The sequence below is a fragment of the Nocardia sp. NPDC051463 genome, assembly GCF_040681975.1.
Taxonomy (GTDB): domain Bacteria; phylum Actinomycetota; class Actinomycetes; order Mycobacteriales; family Mycobacteriaceae; genus Nocardia.
The window spans coordinates 21,062-48,003 of the sequence record NZ_JBFBAB010000006.1; the positions used below are offsets into that span (position 1 = coordinate 21,062).

The window sequence follows — 26,942 nt, forward strand, 5'->3', positions numbered from 1 at the left end:
CTATGCACTCCCGTCGTTCGTGTCGCCGATCACCGCGCGCGGTGATCCTTTACAAGCATCTGGCGCCGGCGTCGCAGGGTCGGCGGCCGACTCGTTCCCGGCGCGTTTTCTGCGCTCCGGAACGGGGTCCCACCCACCAGGGTGCCAGGGCGCACATTTGGCCAATCGCACGACCGTCAATAAGAGGCCGACGAACAGTCCGCGCGTGCGAAGAGCGGTGACGGCGTACTCGCTGCAGGTCGGGGTGAAACGGCACACCGGCATGCGAGTGGGGGAGACGTAGGTGCGGTACAGCTCGATCACAAAGATCAGGGCGTTGGCAGGCAGTCGAACAAGGGTCGTCTTCACGACCGATCACCGGCGGCCGCGCCTTGGGGCGCTGTGGTGATGCCCAGCTTGCGTAAGGCGCCGCGGAGCTGGCGGAGCAGTTCGTCCGAGTCGGCCGCCGCCGCGCCGGGTAGCGCGCGGATCACGATATCGGTCTCGGCCGGCAGATCAGCGGTCACCTTGGCGCACATATGACGCAGGCGGCGGGCCACCCGGTGTCGAACCACCGCGGAGCCCACCGCCTTGCTGACAATCAATCCGAACCGTGGCCCGCCGACCCGAACCACCGATCCGGCTGTTGCCGGATCGTCGTGTCGTCCACTCGCGCCCATGATTCCGTCATACCCGTGCACAAGCGCGTGTACGACTAAATCTCGCCTCCCGATTCGCTGGCCGCGGCGCACCGTCCGGGAGAAGTCGGCACGATGATGCAACCGATACGGCTCAGGCAACACCCGAGCGTCCGAAAGCGAAGATCAGGCAGTGAGGGTTTTGCGGCCCTTGCCGCGACGCGCGGAAACAATGGCGCGACCCGCGCGGGTCCGCATCCGGAGACGGAAGCCGTGAACACGCGCCCGACGACGGTTGTTCGGCTGGAACGTCCGCTTGCCCTTGGCCACGGTCAACACTCCTCGAGTAAGTGGGCGCCAGTCGGCACCCGAAGTATGGGTATTACGTATTTCGCGATGAATCGCAGTCTGGTCATCATCGGCGCGCGTCGGTCCTGGCGCACAGGTCTGGCTTGACCAACCGCGGTCAGCACAGGACCGCCACCGCACCAAGGGGTGACTGTACGAGGGTACTGATCGGCTAGGAGCGGGTCAAACTCGGCCCACCCTGCGGAGTCACGCATTCGTGCGGTCCGGCGTGAGTTCGTCCACACCCCTAGCCGCAGGCCATCTCAACGAGCAGTACGTGTAACCAAAGGATTGCTGAAGAACTGCAGGTCCGGGCGTTGTCTCGGACGAATGCGAGCACGTTTCACATTTCCCCAGAGTTCTCCACATCTGTGGATAATTGTGTGGAAAGACCCCTGGAGTGGCATATTCGTAGGGCCGACGGTGCCACGTCGCCGCCCGGGATGGGGGAATCCGGGCAGCGTCCGAACCTAACGGATGTGCGCAGGATCATCAAAATCTACCTTGCCCGGTAGCTGCCCGCGTACCCCGGCCGTCTGCTCCTATCGCCTACTTCCGGGGAGGAACCTGCATGGACGACGAGCAGAACGTGTTGGCCACAGTGTGGCCAGAGGTGGTTGCCGAGCTCACCACCGGCTCACCCGATGGTGCCATCCCACCGGTGACCAGGGCGCAGCAAGCCTGGCTGAAACTGGTCAAGCCGCTGACGGTGGCCCAGGGCTTCGCCTTGCTCTCGGTGCCCTCGTCGCTGGCTCAGGAAGCCATCGAACGCGATCTGCGTGAACCCATCCTGCGCTCGCTCGCCCGGCGCCTCGGCCCTCAGGTGGAAGGACTCGGCGTCCGGATCGCGGCACCGACCAACCAGCCGTCGGAGCGGCCCGGCAATTCGGCGCGCCACGCCAGGATGACAAGCAGGCCGGAGCGGAGCAGGGACACCGGTCGCGGGCACGCCGGGTATCCGTCGGCCGACTATCCGGGTCGCAGTGACTATCAAACACCGCGCTACGCCGCCCAGGGCGACTTCCCGGCCGCGTCCAATGACTACGCACCCCAGTCGAACGACTACGCACCCCAGTCGAACGACTACGCGCCCGCGTCCAATGACTACGCCCCTGTGACCAATGACTACGCGCCGACGTCGGACTATCCGGGTGCCGACTACGAACCGGAGTACGTGCCGTCCCAGGAATACGTGCCCGCCGCCGAGTACACGCCCAACGGCGACTACCACACCGATGAGTACCCGACCCGCGGCGATTACCCGAGCCAGGGCACGCGCAGGGAAGCCCCCGGCGGACCGACACCAGAGGTAATGTCCGCGCCGCGCCGCGACTCCGGGATGCCGCCGCGCCGCGACTCGATTCCGCCGGGTCAGGAGTCACTGTTCACCCCGGAGCCGCTGCCGATGCGGGGTCCGGCCAGGGCGCCCATGCGTGAAGAGGGCCGCCCGAGCGAGGATCCCTCGATCGCCGCGGCACACGAATCGGTCCGTGAACAGATGCCGCGCGAACAGATGTCCGACAATTCGCGCGACCACGACGACGAGCCCGTCGTCAACGTACGCAACTCCTGGCCCACCTACTTCACCAAGACCCAGGAGACCCCGGCGCAGTCGAACTCCTCGGCCAGCCTCAATGCGAAGTACACCTTCGAGACGTTCGTGATCGGCGCATCCAACCGTTTCGCGCACGCCGCCGCCGTGGCCATCGCCGAGGCTCCTGCCAGGGCTTACAACCCGCTGTTCGTGTGGGGCGCTTCAGGTTTGGGCAAAACGCATCTGCTGCACGCGGCAGGCCACTACGCCCAGCGGCTGTTTCCTGGGATGCGGGTGAAGTACGTCTCGACCGAAGAGTTCACCAACGACTTCATCAACAGCCTGCGCGACGACCGCAAGGTCGCCTTCAAACGCCGCTACCGTGAGACCGACATCCTGCTTGTCGACGACATCCAGTTCATCGAGGGCAAAGAAGGTATCCAGGAGGAGTTCTTCCATACCTTCAACACCCTGCACAACGCCAACAAGCAGATCGTCGTCTCCTCGGACCGGCCGCCCAAGCAGTTGGCCACCCTCGAGGAGCGGCTGCGGACGCGGTTCGAGTGGGGCCTGATCACTGACGTCCAGCCGCCGGAGCTGGAGACGCGCATCGCGATCCTGCGCAAGAAGGCACGCATGGACCGGCTGGACGTGCCGCACGATGTGCTGGAACTCATCGCGGGCCGCGTCGAGCGCAATATCCGTGAACTGGAAGGCGCGCTGATTCGGGTGACCGCCTTCGCCTCGCTGAACGGTCAGCCACTGAATCTTCCGCTGGCCGAGGTGGTGCTACGTGATCTGATGCCCGATACGGCCGCCTTGGAGATCAATGCCGCGACGATCATGGCCGTCACCGCCGAGTACTTCAACACCACGCTCGAGGAGCTGACCGGGCCGGGCAAGGCACGGCCGCTGGCACAGGCCAGACAGATCGCGATGTATCTGTGCCGTGAGCTCACCGATCTCTCACTGCCGAAGATCGGTCAGGCCTTCGGCCGCGACCACACCACGGTCATGTACGCCGACAAAAAAGTGCGCAAGGAGATGACCGAGCGGCGGCGAGTCTACGACCAGGTGCAAGAACTAACAGCCCGGATTAAACAACGTTCGCGCTGATCGCCGCTAACACCCACTGCACCGCCCCTGAACTGGGGCGGTGCATTTTTTTGGCTTGTGGATTCCTCGAGGAATCCCTGTGGAGTCCTCGAGGAATCTCCCAGTTGTGCACCGGTTCGTGCACAGGGCGGGGGAGCAGGTACGTCGTCGGGATTAACAGGGGTGGATTCAACAGTCTCCACAGCGGTTGCTCCCCAGGCATCCTGACCAGCGCATCACTCGGTCACTGCCTTGTGGAATCCTCGAGGAATCCATGTGGAGTCCTCGAGGATTCCTCGAGTTGTCCACGAATTGGTGCACACGTGTGAACAACAGGGTGAATCTGGTGGAACAACTCGAGGAGCACTCGAGGATGGATGCTGAACAACTTCGGAGCCTCCACAGGCCCCTCCCGTTCATCCTCGAGTCACCCGATGGCCATCCCCACGGCACCACACCGCCGGACCTGCGAAAACCTCCCCAGTCCACAGATTCCACAGTGCCTACTACTACTTCAGTTCTTCTTCTTAGAGAACTCTCTTCAAAACAGGGTGTGTGGAAAGTCCGTCGGTGAGCGTCGCCGCGGTGCCACTCCCCGAAAAGCAAGCAAGGACGAAACCGCCAGACCTCTCCACAGACCGAACCGACCGGCATCGGACAACTGATGAGTTCGATCCACACGCGCATCGAGAAAGACGAGCACTCGGTTGATCGGCACGGAGGGTCGGACTAGGTTCAGGTGCCGCACGCGAGTACGGTTTGGTGTCGGTCGCCTGTGCCACAATTCTCGAGGCGGCCGATTCAGCACCCGTTCGAGAACTGACGAGCCGAGATAGATCACGGAACCGGGAGAGGACAGATCGGGCGATGGAGCTTGCAGGCATGAAGTTTCGGGTCGCACGAGAAGACTTCGCCGAATCCGTTGCATGGGTTGCTCGTAGCCTCCCGTCCCGGCCTCCCGTCCCGGTGCTCGGCGGAGTGCTGCTCGTCGCCGATGAGGGCGGGCTCACCGTCTCCGGCTTCGACTACGAGGTCTCAGCACAGATGCGGGTCGCGGCCGAGGTCGCGGGTCCTGGCCAGGTGCTCGTCTCCGGTCGATTGCTCGCGGACATCACCAAGGCACTGTCCAACAAGCCGGTCGACGTCTCGCTCGACGGCACTCGGGTGCTCATCGCGTGCGGCAGTGCGAAGTTCTCGCTGCCGACCATGCCGGTCGAGGATTATCCCCAGCTTCCCGAGGTGCCCCAGCAGACCGGCGAGCTGAGTGTCGAGGTTTTCGCCGAGGCGGTCGGCCAGGTCGCTGTCGCCGCTGGCCGCGACGACACCCTGCCGATGCTCACCGGCATCCGGGTCGAGATCGAGGGGCCCAAGGTCGTGCTGGCGGCTACCGATCGGTTCCGGCTCGCGGTCCGTCACATCGAATGGCAGCCTGCCCGAACCGATATCGAGACCTCGGTGCTCATCCCGGCACGAACACTGTCGGAATCCGCGAAGACACTTGGCCCCTCGGATGCCCCGGTTCAGCTTTCGCTCGGCACCGGTTCCGGATCGGGTTCGGACGGTCTGCTCGGGATTGTGAACGCGGGCCGTAGGACCACTACTCGGCTGCTCGATGCCGAGTTCCCCAAGTTCCGTCAGCTGCTGCCGAAGGAACACACCTCCATTGCCACCCTCCAGGTGGCGACGCTGACCGATGCCATCAAGCGCGTCGCCCTTGTCGCCGAGCGCGGTGCTCAGGTGCGTCTGGAGTTCTCCAGCGAGGGCCTGCTGCTGTCCGCGGGCGGTGACGACGCCGGACGGGCGGAGGAATGGCTCGAGGCCGATTTCCGTGGCGAATCACTCACCATCGCCTTCAACCCCGGCTATCTCATCGACGGACTGTCCGCACTGCACTCCGACCGGGTCACCTTCGGATTCACCACTCCGAGTCGGCCCGCGGTGCTGTTGCCCGCCAGCGACGACGAGCCGAAGGTGCTCGAATCCGGCGCGTTCGCCGCGCTGGAGAGTGTGTACATCTACCTGCTGATGCCGGTTCGGCTGCCGGGCTGAGCGTCTGTGCATGATCTGGTGCTGCGCGCTCCGGCGCAAGCAACAGCGCCGCGCAGCGGTTCGAAGCTTGTAGGGACGCAGCGGTATTCGTTGTCCGCGCCATCCACATGGGCGCGATCCATCCACAGTCCTTCCACAGCAGGTGGCCGGTTCGCGATTTCTTCGGCGTTCACGCGGCCACATACAGTCACGTTGCCTCTACCAGCGGCGATGACAATCGGGTCGAGGTAGGCGGATGTTCATCAGGGCGCTGTCGCTGCGTGATTTTCGGTCCTGGGAGCACGCGGAACTCGAATTGTCCCCAGGCCGAACGGTTTTCCTCGGATCCAACGGCAACGGCAAGACCAATCTGCTCGAGGCGATCGGCTATCTGGCCACACTCGGTTCGCATCGGGTCGCCGCGGACGCGCCCCTGATCCGGCTCGGGACCGAACGCGCCAGAATCGGCGCCACCGTCGTGAACGCGGGCCGGGAGCTCCGTATCGATCTGGAACTGAATCAGGGTGCTGCTAATCGCGCCCAGATCAACCGCTCTCCGGTGCGCAGGCCGCGCGAGATCCTCGGTGTCCTGCAGACGGTGCTCTTCGCGCCCGAGGATCTCGCGCTGGTGCGTGGTGATCCCGGCGAGCGCAGACGGTTCATGGACGAGTTGTGCACAGCCAGATTGCCTCGGCTCGCCGCGGTCCGTGCCGACTACGACCGGGTGCTGCGCCAGCGTTCGGCACTGCTGAAAACCGCAGGGCGACAAGGGCGATCCCGGGGATCCGGCGCCGAACTGACGACCCTCGATGTGTGGGACGGACATCTTGCGTCGCATGCCTCGGTGCTGCTCGCCGAGCGCTTGCGGCTTGTGCACGACCTGTACCCCTATCTCGCGCAGTCCTATACGTCGATCGCGCCCGAATCGCGGCCCGCCGCAATCGGTTACCGCAGTGCCACGCTGCCGACGGAATTCCTGGATCCCGGGCGGGCACCGCTGCCGGGGGACAGCGAGGCTTTGGAGGCGATCATGCTGCAGGAGCTGGCGGCGGCGCGACCGAAGGAGCTGGAGCGTGGCGTCTGCCTGGTCGGCCCGCACCGTGACGACCTCGACCTGATGCTCGGCACCGCGCCGGCCAAGGGGTTCGCCAGTCACGGCGAATCATGGTCCTTTGCCCTCGCCCTTCGCCTCGGCGCGTTCGAATTGCTGCGTGCCACCGCGGCGGAGCCGGTGTTGCTGCTGGACGACGTGTTCGCCGAACTCGACCGCCGCAGGCGCACCGCACTCGCGGCGGTGGCCGCGGGCGCGGAGCAGGTATTGATCACCGCCGCCGTCCCCGAAGACGTGCCTGCGGAACTGGCGGCGGTTGCGCTGCACGTGGAGACGAGTGGCGGATCGGACGGCCGAATCTCCCGGATCGTGGCGCCGGCAGCCGAGGCGCTCGGCCGGCCTCCAGGCGAGGGCGCAGGTGTCGGCGACGACATCGAGAACAGCCCGGATAGCGCCTCCGCGACCAACTGACGGGTTCGGCCACTCTGTCGGTGTGCTCCCGTACAGTGACCCATGCGTCGGCGGTGCTGCCACCGGCGCGGACACGTCGGCCGGACTACCAACACCTGTGGATAAATCTGGCCTGGTCAGCCGCTTCCTGGACCGGTGGATCCCGACTCGGCGTGGCATCGACCGAGACCCGGCAAACAAGAAAACAGCGAAATAGGCGCGGAATGTGGCGGCCGACACCCTTTGCGAGTGGTCTGGTCGTGGAATCCTTCGCTGTGCAACCGGCAAGCCGGGGGCTGGGGACAAAATGAACAAAACTGGGGACAAAGCAAGTGCGTGCGAACGGAGCAGGTCGATGAGCGATCAGCCTGAACAGGGCGCCTCCGCACCGCAGCCCGGTGCGGAGCCGGAACTACGTGGGATAGATCTGGCCAGGCGGGCGCTCGAGGAAGCCCGTGCCGCTGCCAAGGCCAGCGGTAAGTCGATAGGCCAGGGCCGTGCGTCACCGCGCCGAAATCTGCGGACCGGTGCCAGGCGGCGAACCGGCTGGTCGGGCGCGCGGCCGGATGAGCGTGATCCACAGCTGCTCGGCAGGTTGACCGGGTCGATCGCGAAGAATCGTGGCTGGTCGACGAAGGTCGCGGAGGGCATGGTTCTCGGCCGTTGGTCCGGCGTGGTCGGCGACGACATCGCCTCTCATGCCTCGCCGGTGACACTGAAGGACGGCGTGCTCAGCATCGCCGCCGAATCCACCGCATGGGCCACGCAACTGCGCATGCTGCAGGGACAGATCCTGGCGAAAATCAATGCCGCGGTCGGGCAGGGGGTGGTGACCTCATTGCGCATCTCCGGCCCGGCAGCGCCGAGCTGGCGCAAGGGGGAACGGCATATCAAGGGGCGCGGACCCCGGGATACGTACGGATAGTCACTGGTCGGCGGCGGGCGTTCCACGTGAAACCGTTCATCGGGATCATCGACGCGCCAACCGATTTCATACTCCGAACGGCGCGGCGAACTCGGCCGCCGGTCGAGCCGTGCCGGGATGACGCCGGTAGGCGGGTGCGCGCCCGACCATCGGTACCCAACCTCGGCGATGCCCGGCGCCCCGGGGCATACGATGGGCCGGAGGGCCCGTCACCTGCCCCGACGGTCCCGCTGCGCGCCGCCGCACGACAACCGGAATCTCCTCTCGAACGAGCCCGGCAAACGACAGCAAAGCCAGAGCGCGGGCGACAACTCTCAGGGCAGCCGAGATGGATTGAAACCCTCGGAAGGCGGAACGGACCCGTCGTCGCTCGATTTCTCGCATCCACGGAGCCGTCAGGGGTGTCGTAGGTGCATTGTGGCTTGGGTCTACCAGTAGGATGGTGACGTAACTAGCGGCGATACCTTCGGCGCGTTCGGCACAGCCCGCGCGTGGACCCCCGGAATCTCGATCAGACGAAGACCGGGTCCCACGTGTGCTATCCGACCGCTGTGCCGAGGATCAGCAAGTAAGGAGAGCTACCGACCAGTGGCTGCCAACGACTCCAATGAATCGGGCTCGACCAACGCGACATCGGGCAAGCAGGATTACGGTGCCTCCTCCATCACGGTCCTCGAGGGACTCGAGGCGGTTCGCAAACGTCCGGGTATGTACATCGGCTCCACCGGCGAGCGCGGCCTGCACCACCTGATCTGGGAAGTCGTCGACAACTCCGTCGATGAGGCGATGGCCGGATACGCCAGCAAGGTCGAGGTCACGCTGCTCGCCGACGGCGGTGTCGAGGTCGTCGACGACGGCCGCGGTATCCCGGTGGCCATGCACGCGCAGGGTGTGCCGACCATCGAGGTCGTCATGACCCAGCTGCACGCCGGCGGCAAGTTCGACTCCGATTCCTACGCGGTGTCCGGCGGTCTGCACGGTGTCGGTATCTCCGTGGTGAACGCGTTGTCATCCCGGTTGGAAGCCGAGGTCAATCGTGACGGCTACCACTGGAGCCAGAGCTACAAGGCCTCCGAGCCGGGCAAGCTGGTCCAGGGCGAACCTTCCAAGAAGACCGGAACCACGATTCGCTTCTGGGCCGATTCCGAGATCTTCGAGACCACCACCTACAACTTCGAGACGGTCGCGCGCCGCTTGCAGGAGATGGCGTTCCTGAACAAGGGCCTCACCATCATCCTCACCGACGAACGCGTCACCGACGCCGACGTCATCGATGAGGTGGTGAGCGAGACCGCCGAGGCGCCCAAGCACGCCGACCCGAACGCGCCTGCCGCGCCGGTCGAGCACAAGGTGAAGACGCGGACCTACCACTACCCGGGTGGTCTCGAGGATTTCGTCCGGCACATCAACCGGACCAAGCAGGCCATCCACAACTCTGTCGTCGGGTTCACCGGCAAGGGCACCGGGCACGAGCTCGAGGTGGCCATGCAATGGAACTCCGGTTACTCGGAGTCGGTGCACACCTTCGCCAACACCATCAACACCCACGAGGGCGGTACCCACGAAGAAGGCTTCCGTGCGGCGCTCACCACGGTGGTCAATAAGTACGCCAAAGACAAGAAGCTGATCAAGGAGAAGGACGGCAGCCTCACCGGTGACGACATCCGCGAGGGTCTCGCCGCGATCGTCAGCGTGAAGGTCAGCGAGCCGCAGTTCGAGGGCCAGACCAAGACCAAGCTCGGCAACACCGAGGTCAAGTCGTTCGTGCAGCGGACCTGCAACGAGCACCTCGCGCATTGGTTCGAGGCCAACCCGGCCGATGCGAAGACCATCGTGAACAAGGCGGTCTCCTCGGCACAGGCGCGCGTCGCCGCGCGTAAGGCGCGTGAGTTGGTGCGTCGCAAGAGCGCCACCGACCTGGGCGGACTGCCAGGCAAGCTGGCCGACTGCCGGTCCAAGGACCCGAGCAAGTCCGAAATCTACATCGTGGAGGGCGACTCCGCCGGTGGCTCGGCCAAGTCCGGCCGCGACTCGATGTACCAGGCGATCCTGCCGCTGCGCGGCAAGATCATCAATGTCGAGAAGGCCCGTATCGACCGGGTGCTCAAGAACAACGAAGTCCAGTCGATCATCACCGCCTTCGGCACCGGCATTCACGACGAGTTCGACATCGGCAAGCTGCGGTATCACAAGATCGTGCTGATGGCCGACGCCGACGTCGACGGCCAGCACATCTCGACGCTGCTGCTGACGCTGCTGTTCCGCTTCATGCGTCCCCTGGTCGAGCACGGGCACGTGTATCTCGCGCAGCCGCCGCTGTACAAGCTGAAGTGGCAGCGGTCGGACCCGGAGTTCGCCTACTCCGACCGGGAGCGCGACGGGCTGCTCGAGGCAGGTCTCGCCGCGGGCAAGAAGATCAACAAAGACGACGGTGTCCAGCGCTACAAGGGTCTCGGCGAGATGAACGCCAAGGAGCTGTGGGAGACCACCATGGATCCGGCGGTGCGGGTGTTGCGTCAGGTCACCCTCGACGATGCCGCCGCGGCCGACGAACTGTTCTCCATCCTGATGGGTGAGGACGTCGAGGCGCGTCGCAGCTTCATCACCCGCAATGCCAAGGACGTTCGCTTCCTCGACGTGTAGCCGACGTGAATTGCGCCGCGTCGAAGCGAATTCCACGTCCGGTTCCTAAGGAGACCTCCAGATGACTGAAACCACGCTGCCACCGAACGGCGGAGCGGGCGACCGGATCGAGCCGGTCGATATCCAGAACGAAATGCAGAACAGCTACATCGATTACGCCATGAGCGTGATCGTCGGCCGCGCGCTGCCCGACGTGCGTGACGGCTTGAAGCCGGTGCACCGGCGCGTGCTGTATGCGATGTACGACAACGGCTATCGGCCCGACCGCGGGTATGTGAAGTCCGCCCGCCCGGTCGCCGAGACGATGGGTAACTACCACCCGCACGGTGACGCCTCGATCTACGACACCCTGGTCCGGATGGCCCAGCCGTGGTCGCTGCGCTACCCGATGGTCGACGGCCAGGGCAACTTCGGTTCTCGAGGCAACGACGGCGCGGCCGCCATGCGGTACACCGAATGCAGGCTGACCCCGCTCGCCATGGAGATGCTGCGGGAAATCGATCACGAGACGGTCGATTTCGTCCCGAACTACGACGGTCGCTCGCAGGAGCCGACCGTGCTGCCCGCTCGGGTGCCCGCCCTGCTGATGAACGGCAGCAACGGCATCGCGGTCGGTATGGCGACCAATATCCCGCCGCACAACCTCAACGAGTTGGCCGAGGCGATCTACTGGGCGCTGGAGAACTACGAGGCCGACGAGGAGTCGACCCTCGCGGCGTGCATGGAGCGGGTCAAGGGCCCGGACTTCCCGACCTACGGCCTCATCGTCGGTGGTCAGGGTATTCACGACGCCTACACCACCGGTCGCGGTTCGATCCGGATGCGTGGTGTCGTCGAGATCGAAGAGGACAACCGCGGGCGCACCACGATTGTCATCACCGAGCTGCCGTACCAGGTGAACACCGACAACTTCATCAACTCCATTGCGGAGCAGGTGAAGGACGGCAAGATCGCCGGCATCTCCGATATCCACGACGAGTCCTCCGACCGTGCGGGTATGCGGATCGTGGTCACCATCAAGCGCGATGCCGTGGCCAAGGTGGTGCTGAACAACCTTTACAAGCACACCCAGCTGCAGACCAGCTTCGGCGCCAACATGCTCTCGATCGTCGACGGCGTGCCGCGCACGCTGCGCCTGGATCAGATGATCCGGTACTACGTCGAGCACCAGTTGGAAGTCATCGTCCGGCGCACCCGCTACCTGCTGCGCAAGGCCGAGGAACGGGCCCACATCCTGCGCGGCCTGGTCAAGGCGCTCGACGCGCTCGACGAGGTCATCGCGCTGATCCGGCGCTCGGCCAACACCGACACCGCGCGCACCGGCCTGATGCAGTTGCTCGATATCGACGAGATCCAGGCCACCGCCATCCTCGACATGCAGCTGCGCAGGCTGTCTGCCCTGGAGCGGCAGAAGATCGTCGACGAATTGGCCAAGATCGAGGCCGAAATCGCCGACCTCAAGGACATTCTCGAAAAGCCGGAGCGTCAGCGTGCGATCGTGCGCGACGAACTGGTCGAGATCGTCGAGAAGTACGGCGACGAGCGGCGCACGAAGATCGTGGCCAACGACGGCGACATGGCCGACGAGGACCTGATCGCCCGCGAGGACGTGGTTGTCACCGTCACCGAGACCGGTTACGCCAAGCGCACCAAGACCGACCTGTATCGCAGCCAGAAGCGCGGCGGCAAGGGCGTGCAGGGTGCGGGTCTCAAGCAGGACGACATCGTCAAGCACTTCTTCATCAGCTCGACCCACGATTGGCTGCTGTTCTTCACGAACAAGGGCCGGGTCTACCGCGCCAAGGCCTACGAGCTGCCCGAGGCGAGCCGGACCGCGCGCGGTCAGCACGTCGCCAACCTGCTGGCGTTCCAGCCGGATGAGAAGATCGCTCAGATCATCCAGATCAAGGGCTATGAGGATGCCCCATACCTGGTGCTGGCCACCAGGAACGGCCTGGTGAAGAAGTCCAAGCTTTCGGACTTCGACTCCAACCGCAGCGGCGGCATCGTCGCGGTGAACCTGCGCGACGAGGACGAACTGGTCGGCGCCGTGCTGTGTTCGGCCGAGGACGACCTGCTGCTGGTTTCGGCACAGGGCCAGTCGATCCGGTTCTCTGCCACCGACGAGGCGCTGCGTCCGATGGGCCGCGCTACCTCGGGTGTGCAGGGCATGCGGTTCAATGCCGACGATGAGTTGTTGTCGCTCAACGTGGTTCGCGAGGGGACCTATCTGCTGGTCGCCACCTCGGGTGGCTACGCCAAGCGCACTGCCATCGAGGAGTACACGGCCCAGGGCCGCGGTGGTAAGGGTGTATTGACTATCCAGTACGACATCAAGCGTGGCACCCTGGTCGGTGCGCTCATCGTCGACGACGAGGATGAGTTGTATGCGATCACGTCCGGAGGCGGAGTTATCCGGACGGCGGCGAAGCAGGTTCGTAAGGCTGGACGGCAGACCAAGGGCGTGCGATTGATGAACCTCGCCGATGGCGATACGTTGCTTGCTATCGCGCGCAATGCCGACGAGCCCGAATTGGTCGACGGTGACGACGACACCACCGGTTCTCCCCAGCAGTAACCCCCAGCGGCGGCAACGAACGGATCTAAGGATTCCCATTGACCACTCCGAATCAGCCAAGTGACGAGCGGCACCAGACGAACGGCGTGACCGAACGGATCGCACCGTCACCGATTCCGCCTCGGCCGATCCCTCGGCCGGTCGCTTCGGCCGAGAACGGGCAGCAGGGTGGCCCGCAGGGTGGTGCCCAGCCGCATGAAATGTCCAACCAGCAGGGCGATTTCGCCTCCCAGCAGGGTGGTCCGCAGCCAGCGGCCGCGCAGCAGGGTTCGCCGCAGCAGTCGATGCCGGAGCAGAACTCCAGCGCCGAGCGGCCGGAATCGTTCGACCAGCAGACGGCGCGGATGAACAACTCCCCAGAGCCCAAGCCGTCCAGCGGCAGCGATCAAGCATCCGGCAACGGTGGGGGCCCGTCGCCCTTCCAGCAGGAGGGCTGGGCGCAGTTGCCGCAGCGGGAGCCGCAGTCCAACCTGTACCGTCCCGGCCAGGCCCCGGTGACCGGTCGCCCCGGCACCGGGTCGGGTGGTGGTCTCGGCGGCGGTGGTGGTCTCGGTGGCAGTACGAGCAACGCCCGCACCACCGCCGACCTCGCGGCCAAGGCGGCCCGCAAGGAAGCGGCGATGGTGAAGTCGGTCGGCATCGACGGACCGACGCGCAGCATCGCGCGGCCGGAGCTGATCAAGGACATGCCGGACCTCTCCGATATCCGGCATCCGTTGCCCCCGATGGAGCCGAAGGGGCACGGTCCGCAGCCGCCCATCTCGCCCGCGGTGCCGGTCGCGGTGGCCGCGGCTGTCGCCAGCGGTGAGCCGCTACGGGCGACCGTGCAGATCCGCAGGATCGATCCGTGGTCCACCTTGAAGATCTCGCTGGTGATCAGCGTGGCGATGTTCTTCGTGTGGATGCTCGCGGTCGGTCTGCTCTACATCGTGCTCGAGGGCATGGGTGTGTGGGAGCGGCTCAACAACACCTTCACCGACATGGTGTCGCAGGACAGCGGTTCGGTGGGGATGATCGACGCGGGCACGGTCTTCGGCTACGCCGGTGTCATCGGTCTGATCAACGTGGTGCTTTTCACCGCGCTCGCGACCGTGGGCACCTTCATCTACAACCAGTGCTGCGACCTTGTCGGAGGCATCCAGATCACCCTGGCCGACCCCGACTAGGAAGCCGCTTCTGCGTCGGCCGATATCGACCCTTCTTGGGGCCGATATCGGCCGCTGTGGTTTCAGCGCCGTCCTGGTGGGCGATGGCGAGTGCGGCTCGTGGACTGCCATTGCCACCCGTGAAGGGGCGCCAGTCGCCAGGGCTACTACGTGTGCTCCGGGGCCAGGCCGGTTCACTGCACATCGCAGGGCGTCTACCAGCCGTTTTGGTTAGGTCGATAGGTGTTGTGTACTCTCTACACGTTCGCATAGCAACTATGGCTAAGACGAATTACGGGCCTATAGCTCAGGCGGTTAGAGCGCTTCGCTGATAACGAAGAGGTCGGAGGTTCAAGTCCTCCTAGGCCCACCTCACACCATTCTTGTCACCCCGATATCAACTCGCACCAGGTGTCACATTCTTTGTCACCATCTGGCTGTCGGCGTCAATCCAGCGGAACGAACAGGCCCGGAGATCACTGTCGACAACTGTTTCGACAGCGCCGAGTCGCTGTCGTGCATCGGCAACACCTCCTGCCTATGCCGCATGCGGCAATCCCTGCGATAGAACTCCAGCGACTGCCTGGCTCGCTGCCGGGTGGCCAGACGCGGACTCGGCGGCCTTCACTGTCGTGACCTCTGCATTTCGGGGAACTGGTCGGCATGGGATGGACCAGGACTCAACCTTCTCAGAACTGGGGAGTCTGACGGAGGTGTGACGGACCAGGAACCGTACCATCCACGGGAGGAGGTGGCATGCGAAAAGTGCTGGGTGTCAAGACGAACATGCATCCAATGACTCTGCGGTCCGACAGCTCTGTTCGGATGGTGTCACTGTGCTCTGCTGCCGAAGTGATGGTTCGCGACCTCTCTGAGGAGCGGTAGCCGTGGCGGATGACCTGCCCTCCCGCATGCATCCCGACACGCTGGCGGCAGTGCAATCGGGCCGAGCGGTGGTGCATGCCTTCGACGAGATGCTCGAGCGGATCGACCGGATCCGCGCTCGACGTCCCTCGCCCAGCTCCCGGGTTATACCGGAAGTGGATGGGGTAGGCAGACTCACTGCTCTCTACATCGCCCCCGGAACGATCGCGAACTCTTCGAGTAGCCAGGAGTTGGTGGCCGAACTCATGGCCGCGATTCAGGCCAGCACCTTGGACGCATTGCGACAGCACAAAATTGCCATCGAGGAGACGCCCCTGCCGAAGGTGCAGTGGCCGCGCCCGTAGCCCGTTGGCGCGGTCGACGACAACCAGGAGTGGTGTGGTGACGGATCTGGACAGGTCAGGTGGCGCCTGGAGTGAAACGCCGCCCGATTGGCGCAACCTGATCTATGAGGTATTCAACCCCGACTATTCGGTCGGTGTGGCGTGTGACCGCAACGGCATGATCGTCGGTATGCATCTCGGCGACGAAGTCTGGGACAGCACGGACAGTTGGCTGGCTGATGAGGTTGTCCGGGTGGCACGGCTCGCCTACCTCAAGTCTCAGGTCGGGCGGCGTGCGGAAATGCTGTACAACGGCGCGCTTCCGCAGTTCGCCGACTCATTGGGCCTGATTACCGAGTCGGAGTACAGATACCGAGAGAAGGCCGAGTTCGGTCGAGATCTCTGATGCCGACCCGGCCGGATCGGACCCGCGGCGCTGAGCGCGAACCCTAGCGGTGCTTCGGTCGGGAGTCGTCACTTCGCAGTTCCCAGATGTGGGGATGCGTGAGAATCGGAATACCGGTTGGAATGGAGGCGTCGTCATGGACCAGGTGTTCTCTCAAGATCCGCACGACCTGCGCAAACAAGCTACCAGCAACGCTATCGCTGCTGACGCGGCCTACGCGAAGTCAAAGGGCGATCCCGCTTGGGGGGAGTCGGTCGAGCTGCGATGGGGCAAGGCTGCCAACGAGTACAACGAGTTTGCCTTGGAGTACATGAGAGTTCGCGAAGTCGAATTGACCACGGCGGGTGACGGATATACCGCGAACCATGATGAATCGCATGTGTTTGCGACTTCATTGGAAACGGATGATGAAGCCTTCGGTGCAGCGGTACGACGGACGATGACATAAGCGTGAGACGGTAGCAGGGCTTATGGATATTTCGGTGAACGATTCGACACTGCATTCGTCGGCTTGTCGACAATGCGCCTCGACATGTGCGGTTGGGGGGGTGAACTCAAATGAGTGATGACGATAACAATAAGACCACTGTTGACGTAAAAAGTGGTGTTATAAATCCGGAACAGCGGCTGAAAAAAGGCGACTGGCTTTATTCGAAAAATGGAGAATATAAGCTAGGCATCAACGATCGCGACCAGCTTGTTATCATACGAGAAGCCGATCAGAAGCAAATCGGCGACCCCATGGGGACCGCAGAGAGCGGATCAAGTCAACTCAGGTTCGAAACCGAAGAGGGGTCCGGTACTGAGACCAGACTCGAGCTCCATGATAAAGACGATGATGAAAATGATTATATCTCGGACCCTGACAATGGATATCAGGGCCTGGGAGCCAAAAGTGACTGGGACGATGAAGACTCCGACGACGTAGGTCCCAGTCAATATGTTCTGACAGACGATGGGCAGCTTGTCGCGCTCGACAAGCCGGTAGACTCCAATTGGAATGGAAAGATCGATGTCAAGACAGACAAAAATGTAATTTGGGCTAGAGAAAAACCTGAAGAAGTTGCTAAGCGCAACACAGAATATGAAGCAAAGAAGCTAGCGGACAAGCAGGCTGCCGCCGAGAAGACATTTCTTGGCCGTGATGAAACAAATATACAACCTGGCGCCAAATTATCGGATTTTCCACTCGAAATTCGAAAGCCAGAGAACGCTTCTCCGCTCCTGAAATCGGCCATAAACCTCACCAACAGTCAGCTGAGTTGGCTGGTTGGTCAAATGGGTAAACCGGATCTGGAACTCCAGCTGCCCAAGTTCTTGATGTCGGGCGATGACAAAAATTGGCATGATGACAATCTCTCGGACGACACAGTCAATGCGCTCGCAGGCAAGGGCGTCGGCGCAGCCAACGATGGATACAATAAGGCTGTTGCAGTTGTCACGAACCTGGAGGGTCAGTGGGCGAGTTCGGATTTAAAATTCGAGACGGCGACCCTGACTCTTGATTCTAAGCATCGGCAAACTTACCAAGATATGTACAACAAGGTCCAGGATGCTCACGATACCATCTGGGCGAAATTAAAAGAGGGGGTATACGAATACAGCACGGAACAAAGCAAGCCAATACAGAAATACATGGATCCGGGTATTCAGAATGTCGCCGAAGAAAGAGTCCTTTATGAAGTACTCCGGACTGTGGTTAAAGACTGCACGGAACTGGTCGTTCAATATGTGAAGACCGTCTCAGAAATGCCATGGGTAGTCGAAGAAAAGAAGAAGGCTGCCGCCGAAAAGGAGGCCGCTGAGAAGAGGGCCGCCGAAAAGGAAGCCGCTGATAAGAGGGCCGCCGAAAAGGAAGCCGCTGAGAAGAGGGCCGCCGAAAAGAAGGCCACCCAGCAGCAGCCGGTCTATACTCAGCAGCAGCCGGTCTATACACAGCAGCAGCCGGTCAATACTCAGCAGCAGCCGGTCAATAACCAGAATCTCAGTCCTCTGTACAAGGACTTGATATCTGCCTCGTCTGACCTCTCCGCCATCAAGCCGATTGTGGACACAGGTACAGGTACAGGTACAGGTACAGGTACAGGTACAGGTACAGGCACAGGCACAGGCCGTACCGCAACGGCGGCGGATCGCAGTGCGATCGACGAGGCCATGGCGAAGATCAAAGCAGGTAACACCGGGACGGGGAGCGGTCCGGCCGCGAACACCGGCAATGTCACCGCTCCGCCGACGAGTGGCGGTATGGATCCGATGACGATGGCGGCGTTGAGTGGTGCTTTCCAGCCGCATAACCAAGGTCCGCAGAGTGGCCAAGACGGCGGCCTCAGTAGCAAAGAGCGTCGGGAATACAATGAGCTGAAAGATGAACACCGCCGCACCGCGCAAGCCGGCGGGCCCGCAGCAGCCACACCTGCGGTTCAGACCACCCCTCCTGGCGTGGCCGCACCCGCCAATGTCGGCACTCCGCCTCCGGTTGTGACACCGGGCGCAACAGTGGACTACCCGCTGCCGGACAAATCGACCGTTCAGGTTCCGTCGTCGGTCGCGGAGGCTTTGCAGAAGCAGATACAGAATCCATCCCTCGATGCGGCAGGCGCATATTCCGGTACCGCCGGTGAGAATAAGGGCAATTGGACGCCTGTCGATTCCAACTCACCCGACATGAAGTCGGGCGATGTGGCGTCCTGGACGACCAAGGACGGTCAGCAGCACTACGCGATGGTCGTCAAGAACGCGACAGGCTGGTTCATTCTGGACGGCAGTAATCTCGTTCCCTTCACTCCCCCCGATCCCCTTAATCCCGGCAGCTTCCCGCTGACCGAAAAGTACGGGGACTTCTCAGGCTTCTTCCACCCGTCCGGTTTGGATGCCGACGCACTTCCTGAACCTGAGTCCGCTAAGCCACCGCCCCCGGTGGTGAGTCAGACGCTGCCGTCTGGTCCACCACCCATCCAGCCACCGAAGCAGATCTGAGCGGCCGGAACGGATCGAAATGAAGAAAGACATCGTCATCGGCGCGGTGACGGGTTACGACTGGGCTGATATCGAGCCGTGGGCGACGAGTCTCGTAACGAGCGGATTCGCTGGGTTAGGCGTCGTCATCGTTTACGACGGGGGTCGCCGCGGCGATATCGTGGCCGCAAACCTGGAATCGCTCGGGCTGTATCCGGTACGAATGCCCCTTCGTGGCAGCATATATAGCCAGCGGTTCGGAGATATCGCCCATGTGCTGCGTACATTCGCGCATTCGCTGCGATTTGCGGTTGTCGTCGATGTGCGGGATGTGTGTTTTCAAGCAGACCCGGTCAAGTGGTTGGAAACCCATCTCGAGCGGCCCTTCCTCGCCGCGAGCGAGTCACTTCGTTACTCCGACGAATCGCGCAGTTGGGATGATCTGCAACAGAGCTTTCCGGCACATGCCGAGCGGCTGTGGGCGAAGACGATCTGCGATGTCGGAGTCTTGGCCGGCCAGGCGGGTTTCATGGCAGATCTGTGTCTGGCGCTCTCTCTGATCGTCGCCTCCGCTGGGGTGCCTGCTGCGGATCAGAGTGGGTACAACCTGTTGCTCGATATGGAACCGTACCGTTCGACGGCGCAAATTGTTGGTTCGGAAAACGGGTTCACCTGTTCTGCGGGCTCGGCGGCAGATCCCGGCAAGATCGAAACGGTGCGCCCGTTCCACCTGGGTTCGGAGCCTATGCTGACCGCGGAAGGTATCCAGACCGCTGCGGGCGAGCTGTATCCGATTGTGCATCGATATGATCGAGTGCCAGCCTGGGATCAGGCACTTCGGAGCCGGCTCGAGTCGGTGTCGGTGCGGGAAGCGCTCGCCGCTGTCGAGAATGCCCAGCGTGAACGTTTCGCCGCCCAACCCGGCCTTGCCCGTGTTCTCGGTGACGCCGACGGTGCATCGATCCAGCACACAGCAAGAATGGTAGGCGTACCGAGGGAAAGCTCGTCGATACAGCTGTATTCGCCCATGCCCGGACATTCTTCGCCCGAGGATGGCCCACCCCCGCCGCGCGTGAGCGTGGTCTGCCCGACCTATCAGCGGCCAGAATTCCTCCGAAAAGTTGTCCGCCACTACTGTGCACAGACATTCGATGGCGGAATGGAAATGATCATCGTCGATGATAGTCCGGAGCCGGTCGACTTTTTGGATGAGGAATTATGTCGCGAGCATCGAATCCGCTACTATCATATTCCGAATAGTCGCATCACTATCGGCGACAAGATCAATCTGATGACCCAGCTGGCGCACGGTGAGATCATTGTCGATTTCGACGACGACGACTATTACACTCCGCAATATATAGAGCGGATGGTTGAATTCCTCGGTGATGCCGACTTCGTCACTCTGAGCAGATGGTTCGCGTACGATCCTGCGAGTAAGATGTTCTGTTACTGGACGACTGATTCTTTGTCGCCGATACATTTTGTGCTCTCGCCGACGCAGCCATCTTTTCCGATTTCGACCAGCAGCTGGAATTCGGAATTGATTCATGAACAACTCTGGGGATACGGATTCTCCTTCGTATGGCGCAAATCAACTCATCAGCAGATAGAAGTTCGTGGGCACCCGCCGGGCGATCTTCACTGGGACTACGACTTCTCGCTCAGGCTGCAGCGGGCCGGATATAAAGCGATATGTGTGCCGGATACCGAAGGCCTCGTATTGCATATCCTGCACCCAAAAAGCACGGTTTCCATGTTTCCGCAGTATGTAATGCCCGAGTTCTTGATCGACAAGTACTTCCCTTTGTATGCGGAAGAAGAAGTGTGATAGCCGGGCTATAGGTCGCCGCTCATTGGTTCTCAGTCGGCTGGGTCGATGCGTTCATCAGTATCGTCCGGTCGCCACGATGCGTATCTGCATCGGCATCATCGTGTGGTTTGAAATTGAATTCGTAACTGCCGTAGCGATCTCGTCCGCTACCCGCATCTTCCCAGGTGAATCCATACTTGCCGAAGTGCTCCAGCCGGAATCGGGTATCGGCGTAGACGCTGAATCCGCTGCGCCGAGCGCGCTCGCAGAACGAGAAATCTTCACCGAGATACCAATGGCCCTCGCCATGTGGGACGATGAGCGGTAGGAAGTATGGCACGTTGCTATGTCCGAACTGTTCATTGCAGACCGGAAGCTTTTCGTGTTCTGCGATTTTCTCGTAGACGCTCCGCTTGGTGAGTACGAATCCGCCGGCAGCGTACATTATCTCCATCAGACCCCCGCCTTCGCCGAGTACTAACTTTTCGGTGCCGGGCAGGAGACTGCAGACGAGCGCGCGTGATCGTTTTTTGGCGTATATTCCGGAGACTATCGGCAAGTCGTGTGACCGCAACATGGCCACCGCGTTTGGATTGAAGCCGATGTCGGAATCAATCCACATCAGTTCTTCGAAACCCTCCGCCAACGCTTCTGTGGCAATTCGGCTGCGCGCTTGATCTATCGCGGAACAGCCGTATACGCGCCAAACCGGGTGACCGAGCTTTTCCAGCGCCGCTAAACCCTCTTCGCACCCTGGCTCGATGTAATCGTGTACAGGTACCAGCACGACGCAGCGGGACGGATCCACTCTTATTTCTCCATCTAGCAAGGGCTTGGATAGAAGGTCAACTGTACCGGGGAAATAGAGCCGACCGTCGGTGGGAAGCCGCATGGAATATGAATAGCAGTATGCTATGGATTGATATGCCTGGCTTTCCCGATACCGGGGCGTGGGGTCTTATGACTCGGCTGAGTCGTGCTCCAGATTCAGCACCCATGCTACAGCTGCGGACACGGCACAGCGGCGTGGTCCGATCCTGGTGGAAACAGCTCCTGGGCCGGAGCGATGTCCTTGGCGTTGCGCGGTCAGAGTGGCTCCGCCGCGCAGATGTGGAGCCTAGGGGAATCGAACCCCTAACCCCTGCCTTGCAAAGGCAGTGCTCTGCCAATTGAGCTAAGGCCCCTTCACCGCGAGTAGCGGCACGCGTTCGGTGAACACGCCCCCAGAACGTTACCTGGCAACCATTCGCAGCGTCAAAACAGCTCGTGATGGGGCGGCGGGTTCATCGAGTGATGTCGCTGACACCGACGGCGTCTGTGCAGGTCGGGCGGATTTGCTTGGTCAGGGCAGGGGCTCTGGACAATCTGGGGGATGGTATTCGCAGATGCTGGGCCGGTTAGGCTGCTGCGCTACGTTTCGCACAAGCTCGCTCGGTTTCCGGCGATGGGCCACCTGCTGTGAACGCGTATGCGCAGACAGCGGTGGGCCGATCTTCGCAGGCGCCGTGGCAGTCGACATCAACAGCGCCCTCGCCACCCAGGTCACACTCTCGACGGCAGCTGCGGGCCACCTGCCCGTGCTCCTCGGTCAACCGATCAGCACGGTGCTGAGGGAATAGCCTCGGTTCGGCCGTTCGTACCAGTAGACCCGTTGCGGCCGCGCCGGTCCGGCCGTCTAGGGGCGCAACGTCTCCTGGGCGCACACTGAACACCGCAGTACCCTGGGAGCCATGAAACTTCTTTTGACGTTCGGCGTTGTGGTCGCGGTGCTCATCGGAATCACCAAGCTGCGGAAGCGCGACGATGCAGATCTGTGGCGCGAGGTGACCACCCGCTGATCGGGGGTAACCGATCACCGAGTCCTCAGCTCGATCGACGGAGCGGTCGAGTTCAGGGTTCGGGCACCAGGCTTTGCGGCCGGAGGCGAGCGCTCTAGCGGGGTGTTCGCCTTTCTTTTTGCGTGCCGTGGTCGGCGCTGCTCATCATGTCGTTGTTGGTGTCACAGATCGTGCCGCTGTTGGGGCATGCATCGTGGCTATGTGGGGACGTTGCACAACCCATTCAGCGGGTCTGGTCCGGCAACGCGACGTCGTTCGTTGGTTTCCACGGCGTGCGGGTCGCCTTCGCGCTGCCGGCGCCGGCCGCGACCGGTTCTCCAGGGATTGCCGGCTGGATCGGGTTCGTCGATACCGAATCTGATATTCCACATTTCCGCGGGCGTGGTCGCGGACAGTTCACATCGGATCCGCACGCTGATTCGGTGCCAACAGCTCGGATTGAGCACTACCGGTGTGGACAGCCGTCGCGGCCGAATCGCCCACCATGCGTGGACTACACCGCGCTGATCGGAGTGTGCGGAGCTCCGACCTGAGTCGACCGGTCATTGTGTTGTGTGCGCCGGCCACCGTCTGACGCCGGCTTTGTTGCAGGCCGTCAATTTTTCGTCGGCGGGCCGTGGCGGTCCAGGTGCAGATAGGTGTAGCAGGTGACAAGGAGACAGACGACCGTGGCGGTGATCAGCATCGCCCAGCCTGCGACAACGAGACTGAACAGACCGCCGAGCAGTGCGCCGAGGGTGAATGCCAGGTAGAGCAGGAAGTAGCCGAGCCAGTCGGCGTAGGTGCCGCCGCTGAGGTGGCGTTCGATGCCCTGCCCCATTTTGACGAGCGTGCCGGTGACATAGCTCAGCGGAATCGACACTTCCTCGTTCTTGACGAATGAGGTGTTGAGCGCGCCGACTCCGAAGGCGACGAACAGGATCGGGACGAGGTCGATCTTGTCGGTATCCAGCGCCTGGTAGATCCAGATGTCGACGATCGAGGCGGAGGCGAGACTCGTGGTAGTGAGTAGGGTCGGGCCGTGCGGATGACCGGACCAATAGCGCCTGCGACACCAGGAGGAGACCACCACGCCGGACACGAACGACACCAGCAGCAGGCTCGCCGCGATCGCCATGTCCTTCTCGTTGTGGAAGTGACCGAGAACGGCGCGCTCGGTGTTTCCTGTCATGAAGGTGACGAAGTAGCCGGCGGTGTGCATGAATGCCGCGGCGCCGATCAGTCCGGCCAGCCCGGCGAGCACCCACGATAATCGGGATTCGGCATCGTAGAGCGCTTTTCTGTCGTCTTCGTCCGGTTTCGGCACAGGTCGAACTCCTTTCGAAGCGGTCGGGCCACTCAGTGATACCTGCTGATCCTGTGAATAGTCCGGTGCACCGCCGCACGATTTGCTGAGATGTGGCCCTGCCGAGAATGTTCGACCCGGGGGTACCGTGCAGGCGTGGATTCAGTGCTCGACTACCTGCTGACCGAAGCCGTCGATCCGGCGCCCATCGATACCGTCGCGAACGCGTGGTCCAGGCATCGAGCGGTCGCATCGCGGTTCGGCACGCCGGTAGATGTGGCGATCGCGGGCGGGTTCGGCGCCGACCGCCTGGGTTTCGCATTCCTGTCCGGTTATCAGGAGGCGCTGCGGACACTGATCGCCGACCTGCCTGCCGGCGAACTGGTCGCGGTGTCGGCGACCGAGTCGGGTGGCGCGCATCCATCGGCGATCCATACGTCGCTTGTGGAGAGCGACGGCCGCTGGTCGGTGCATGGCACCAAGTCGTTCACGACGCTCGGCGTCATGGCGCAGCGGTTGGTGGTGATCGCCAGTTCGGGTAAATCGCCGGACGGCCGCAACCGCCTGCACGCGGTGCTGGTGGATGCGCACGAGCCCGGTGTGCAGGTGACGAACCTGCCCACCGTCCCATTCGCCCCCGAGATTCCGCACGCCACAGTGACATTCACCGACGCCGCGGCGCGGATGTTGCCGGGGGATGGCTACCTGGACTACCTCAAACCATTTCGGACCATCGAGGACATTCATGTGCTCGCTGCTGCGCTCGGCTGGCTGATCCGAGTTGCCCGCGAGTCCGGGTGGCCGCAGCCGGTGGTGGGGCGGCTGCTTGTCGCGGTCGCGGCGGTGCGCGGTCTCGATATCGACCGGCCGAGTTCGCCCGGCGTCCACGTCGCACTCGGCGGCGCGTTCGAACTTCTCGACCGGCTGTTGGTAGAACTGGAACCGCTGTGGGAGAGCGCGGCCCCGGTCGTCATGGCGCGCTGGGAGCGTGATCGCCCGCTGCTTGCGACGGCCGGAAGGGTACGGGCGCAACGGTTGACGGCTGCCTGGCGTTCACTGGATGCCGAGGCGGAATACCGCAGCTCAGCGACTTGACCTGACCCGGAAATGGGGAGCGGGCCTCGGCGAAGGGGGGGAGTTAGCCGAGGCCCGCGTAAGGTCGGCCCGGGGGGGAGGGGCCGACGAGAATGATCCTACGCGATGATCCGCGATTGTGTGTGCGTGGGGATCGCCACTTTCCAAGATTTTTGGGGTTGGCTAATTGGGCTGCGCAATACGGACCGATCGCGCGGCCGGAGGGTGTCGATCGGCTCCGGGTAGGCGATGGCTTGCTGTTTGCCAAAACTGTTGTTGTACAGCAAATTACGTTGCTTCTGGTGGGTGCCGATCCGCCATTCCGGTGCGGTTTCTTAAAACATTCCGACCAGTCTCTGTATGTTGTGGATCGCACGTCGAGGACGTTCCGGGGCGGCCCCGCATCGGAGGTGCCGCGTGTCGTGACAGCGGGAAAACGGGGTGGCCGGGCACTCACTGCGACGGAGTATGTCGTACCCCGATGCGAACATGTGTTCGTGCGAATCGACGCCTGCCGTAGCGGCGGGAAAGCAGCCGAACACCGTGACCGACCGCCCTGGTTCCTCCGTCGCGTGCCGGCGGATCCGCGCCGAGACGAGTACTGCGCACCGTCGAATCGGGTAGTCGGCTACGCGCGATCGCGCAACGAGCCGGGCGGGATGATCGAACCGGTCGCATCCCGATCCGGCACCCCCGAGCATCGCCTTGGCCGGGATGCGGCCTTCTTCTTCCTCCGGTCCGACTCGGTTCGGCCGAGACGTCGACAAATCAGATGAAATTGTCGGTGCCCACGGCAATACTGACTCGAGTATCGGTCGGTTATCGGTTCAGCGAATTCGACTCGGCACCGCAGACCGGCGTCATCAGAAATCCGACATCGACATCTCACGAACGTCAGGAGAATAATGCCCGACGCAATAGTCGCCGAGGGTCTGGTCAAACGCTACGGTCGACTGGTCGCCCTCGACGGCCTCGACCTATCGGTGCCGGAGGGCACCGTGACAGCACTGCTCGGACCCAATGGTGCAGGTAAGACCACTACGGTCCGGGTGCTTACCACGCTGCTGGTACCGGATGCGGGCCGCGCGTCCGTCACAGGCATAGACGTACTGCGCAATCCGCAAGCGTTGCGATCGCGAATCGGAACGTCGGGTCAGTATGCGGCCGTCGACGAATATCTCACCGGATTCGAGAATCTGGAAATGGTGGGACGTCTCTATCACATGGGGGTGCAGCGCAGTAAGGAGCGCGCTCGCGAACTGCTCGATAGATTCCGGCTCACCGACGCGGCAGATCGGCCCGTCAAGGGCTACTCGGGCGGTATGCGGCGCAGGCTCGACCTGGCGGGTGCGCTGGTGGCTAATCCGCCGGTGTTGTTCCTCGACGAGCCCACCACCGGCCTGGATCCACGGGCCCGTCTCGACCTCTGGGATGTCATCGAGGAATTGGTCGCAGGCGGAACCACATTGCTGCTCACTACGCAGTACATGGAGGAGGCCGACCGGTTGGCCGACGCCATCGCGGTGATCGACCACGGCAAGGTCATCGCCCGCGGCACTGCCGATGAGCTGAAGACCCTGGTCGGCGGCGACCGCATCGAGCTCACCGTCGACCATGCCGACAACCTCGCGACCGCGCGAGCGGCGCTGCAAGGGCTCGCCGACGGCGAGATCCATCTCGAGCCCGGCCTGCGCCGGATTACCGTTCCGGTCAGCGACGGCTCGCAGGCCCTCGTCGACGCCATCGGCCTGCTGACCCAACACAACGTGCAGATCCACGATGTCGGCCTGCGACGTCCCTCGCTCGACGACGTCTTCCTGACCCTCACCGGGCACGAGGCCGAGGAGCTGACCAACGGCGATGGTCCCGTCGCACCAGGTAAGCGCGCGGACCGACTCGAAGCGACGGAAGGAACGATCAGATGACCGCGGCGACCACGACGCCCGACC

The 26,942-nt window shown here is 62.8% G+C and carries 20 protein-coding genes and 2 tRNA genes; 16 read left to right on the top strand and 6 right to left on the bottom strand.

Annotation, left to right across the window (positions count from 1 at the left end):
* The 3 genes from yidD to rpmH are packed head-to-tail and all read right to left on the bottom strand — an operon-like array spanning position 1 to position 947.
* Complete coding sequence (gene yidD / locus AB0M74_RS11290) at positions 1 to 348, bottom strand: membrane protein insertion efficiency factor YidD (protein ID WP_364904886.1); 348 nt, start codon at positions 346 to 348, stop codon at positions 1 to 3.
* Positions 345 to 782 carry a ribonuclease P protein component gene (rnpA, locus tag AB0M74_RS11295; protein WP_364904889.1) on the bottom strand — a complete coding sequence of 146 codons (438 nt, stop codon included), beginning with the start codon at positions 780 to 782 and terminating at the stop codon, positions 345 to 347. Before rnpA ends, yidD begins: the two co-directional genes overlap by 4 nt.
* 21 nt (positions 783 to 803) lie before the next feature.
* Complete coding sequence (gene rpmH / locus AB0M74_RS11300; protein WP_209885332.1) at positions 804 to 947, bottom strand: 50S ribosomal protein L34; 144 nt, start codon at positions 945 to 947, stop codon at positions 804 to 806.
* Positions 948 to 1,536: 589 nt separating this feature from the next.
* On the opposite strand from rpmH, the gene dnaA reads away from it, so the two are divergent.
* The 13 genes from dnaA to AB0M74_RS11365 all read left to right on the top strand — a co-directional run bounded on the left by dnaA (position 1,537) and on the right by AB0M74_RS11365 (position 20,814).
* A complete protein-coding gene (dnaA, locus tag AB0M74_RS11305; RefSeq protein WP_364904892.1) occupies positions 1,537 to 3,615 on the top strand; it encodes a chromosomal replication initiator protein DnaA in 2,079 nt (692 codons plus the stop codon).
* A gap of 846 nt (positions 3,616 to 4,461) precedes the next feature.
* The gene (gene dnaN, locus AB0M74_RS11310) at positions 4,462 to 5,643 is read left to right on the top strand and encodes a DNA polymerase III subunit beta (RefSeq protein WP_364904894.1); all 1,182 of its coding nucleotides are present in this window, start codon (positions 4,462 to 4,464) and stop codon (positions 5,641 to 5,643) included.
* Between the two features lie 235 nt (positions 5,644 to 5,878).
* Positions 5,879 to 7,144: a DNA replication/repair protein RecF gene (recF, locus tag AB0M74_RS11315; RefSeq protein ID WP_364904897.1), complete on the top strand. Its 1,266-nt coding sequence runs from the start codon at positions 5,879 to 5,881 to the stop codon at positions 7,142 to 7,144.
* Between the two features lie 334 nt (positions 7,145 to 7,478).
* On the top strand, positions 7,479 to 8,048 hold the full coding sequence (locus tag AB0M74_RS11320) for a DUF721 family protein (RefSeq protein WP_364904899.1): 570 nt from the start codon (positions 7,479 to 7,481) through the stop codon (positions 8,046 to 8,048).
* 588 nt (positions 8,049 to 8,636) lie between these two features.
* Complete coding sequence (gene gyrB, locus AB0M74_RS11325) at positions 8,637 to 10,691, top strand: DNA topoisomerase (ATP-hydrolyzing) subunit B (RefSeq protein ID WP_364904903.1); 2,055 nt, start codon at positions 8,637 to 8,639, stop codon at positions 10,689 to 10,691.
* A gap of 61 nt (positions 10,692 to 10,752) precedes the next feature.
* Positions 10,753 to 13,269: a DNA gyrase subunit A gene (gene gyrA / locus AB0M74_RS11330; protein ID WP_364904906.1), complete on the top strand. Its 2,517-nt coding sequence runs from the start codon at positions 10,753 to 10,755 to the stop codon at positions 13,267 to 13,269.
* A gap of 38 nt (positions 13,270 to 13,307) precedes the next feature.
* Positions 13,308 to 14,435 carry a DUF3566 domain-containing protein gene (locus tag AB0M74_RS11335; protein WP_364904907.1) on the top strand — a complete coding sequence of 376 codons (1,128 nt, stop codon included), beginning with the start codon at positions 13,308 to 13,310 and terminating at the stop codon, positions 14,433 to 14,435.
* Between the two features lie 275 nt (positions 14,436 to 14,710).
* Positions 14,711 to 14,784 (top strand) — tRNA-Ile (locus tag AB0M74_RS11340).
* 517 nt (positions 14,785 to 15,301) lie between these two features.
* Complete coding sequence (locus AB0M74_RS11345; protein ID WP_364904910.1) at positions 15,302 to 15,643, top strand: hypothetical protein; 342 nt, start codon at positions 15,302 to 15,304, stop codon at positions 15,641 to 15,643.
* 37 nt (positions 15,644 to 15,680) lie between these two features.
* On the top strand, positions 15,681 to 16,028 hold the full coding sequence (locus AB0M74_RS11350; RefSeq protein ID WP_364904913.1) for a hypothetical protein: 348 nt from the start codon (positions 15,681 to 15,683) through the stop codon (positions 16,026 to 16,028).
* 136 nt (positions 16,029 to 16,164) lie between these two features.
* On the top strand, positions 16,165 to 16,476 hold the full coding sequence (locus AB0M74_RS11355; RefSeq protein ID WP_364904916.1) for a hypothetical protein: 312 nt from the start codon (positions 16,165 to 16,167) through the stop codon (positions 16,474 to 16,476).
* A 110-nt stretch (positions 16,477 to 16,586) separates the two neighbouring features.
* Positions 16,587 to 19,004, top strand: coding sequence for a hypothetical protein (locus tag AB0M74_RS11360; RefSeq protein WP_364904919.1), 2,418 nt, complete (start codon positions 16,587 to 16,589; stop codon positions 19,002 to 19,004).
* A 19-nt stretch (positions 19,005 to 19,023) separates the two neighbouring features.
* A complete protein-coding gene (locus tag AB0M74_RS11365) occupies positions 19,024 to 20,814 on the top strand; it encodes a glycosyltransferase family 2 protein (RefSeq protein WP_364904922.1) in 1,791 nt (596 codons plus the stop codon).
* 22 nt (positions 20,815 to 20,836) lie between these two features.
* On the opposite strand, the gene AB0M74_RS11370 is transcribed toward AB0M74_RS11365, so the two are convergent.
* Positions 20,837 to 21,688, bottom strand: coding sequence for a hypothetical protein (locus AB0M74_RS11370; protein WP_364904925.1), 852 nt, complete (start codon positions 21,686 to 21,688; stop codon positions 20,837 to 20,839).
* A gap of 219 nt (positions 21,689 to 21,907) precedes the next feature.
* Positions 21,908 to 21,980: transfer RNA gene (locus AB0M74_RS11375), tRNA-Ala, on the bottom strand.
* A 546-nt stretch (positions 21,981 to 22,526) separates the two neighbouring features.
* On the opposite strand from AB0M74_RS11375, the gene AB0M74_RS11380 reads away from it, so the two are divergent.
* Positions 22,527 to 22,634 (top strand): DLW-39 family protein, encoded by a 108-nt coding sequence (locus AB0M74_RS11380; protein ID WP_364904928.1) that lies wholly within the window; start codon positions 22,527 to 22,529, stop codon positions 22,632 to 22,634.
* Positions 22,635 to 23,229: 595 nt separating this feature from the next.
* Here AB0M74_RS11380 and AB0M74_RS11385 read toward each other — a convergent pair.
* Positions 23,230 to 23,940, bottom strand: coding sequence for a YoaK family protein (locus AB0M74_RS11385; RefSeq protein WP_364904929.1), 711 nt, complete (start codon positions 23,938 to 23,940; stop codon positions 23,230 to 23,232).
* A gap of 135 nt (positions 23,941 to 24,075) precedes the next feature.
* On the opposite strand from AB0M74_RS11385, the gene AB0M74_RS11390 reads away from it, so the two are divergent.
* Positions 24,076 to 25,014, top strand: coding sequence for an acyl-CoA dehydrogenase family protein (locus AB0M74_RS11390; RefSeq protein ID WP_364904932.1), 939 nt, complete (start codon positions 24,076 to 24,078; stop codon positions 25,012 to 25,014).
* 884 nt (positions 25,015 to 25,898) lie between these two features.
* Entirely contained in the window at positions 25,899 to 26,918 is a 1,020-nt protein-coding gene (locus tag AB0M74_RS11395) for an ATP-binding cassette domain-containing protein (RefSeq protein ID WP_364904935.1), read from the top strand.
* The last annotated feature ends 24 nt before the right edge of the window (positions 26,919 to 26,942 follow it).

What these genes read in the sequence shown, in the direction of transcription:
- dnaA (WP_364904892.1), top strand. Translation starts at nt 1,537, where the DNA reads ATGGACGACGAGCAGAACGTGTTGGCCACAGTGTGGCCAGAGGTGGTT.
- dnaN (WP_364904894.1), top strand. Translation starts at nt 4,462, where the DNA reads ATGGAGCTTGCAGGCATGAAGTTTCGGGTCGCACGAGAAGACTTCGCC.
- recF (WP_364904897.1), top strand. Translation starts at nt 5,879, where the DNA reads ATGTTCATCAGGGCGCTGTCGCTGCGTGATTTTCGGTCCTGGGAGCAC.
- AB0M74_RS11320 (WP_364904899.1), top strand. Translation starts at nt 7,479, where the DNA reads ATGAGCGATCAGCCTGAACAGGGCGCCTCCGCACCGCAGCCCGGTGCG.
- gyrA (WP_364904906.1), top strand. Translation starts at nt 10,753, where the DNA reads ATGACTGAAACCACGCTGCCACCGAACGGCGGAGCGGGCGACCGGATC.
- AB0M74_RS11355 (WP_364904916.1), top strand. Translation starts at nt 16,165, where the DNA reads ATGGACCAGGTGTTCTCTCAAGATCCGCACGACCTGCGCAAACAAGCT.
- AB0M74_RS11360 (WP_364904919.1), top strand. Translation starts at nt 16,587, where the DNA reads ATGAGTGATGACGATAACAATAAGACCACTGTTGACGTAAAAAGTGGT.
- AB0M74_RS11365 (WP_364904922.1), top strand. Translation starts at nt 19,024, where the DNA reads ATGAAGAAAGACATCGTCATCGGCGCGGTGACGGGTTACGACTGGGCT.
- AB0M74_RS11370 (WP_364904925.1), bottom strand. Translation starts at nt 21,688, where the DNA reads ATGCGGCTTCCCACCGACGGTCGGCTCTATTTCCCCGGTACAGTTGAC.
- AB0M74_RS11380 (WP_364904928.1), top strand. Translation starts at nt 22,527, where the DNA reads ATGAAACTTCTTTTGACGTTCGGCGTTGTGGTCGCGGTGCTCATCGGA.
- AB0M74_RS11395 (WP_364904935.1), top strand. Translation starts at nt 25,899, where the DNA reads ATGCCCGACGCAATAGTCGCCGAGGGTCTGGTCAAACGCTACGGTCGA.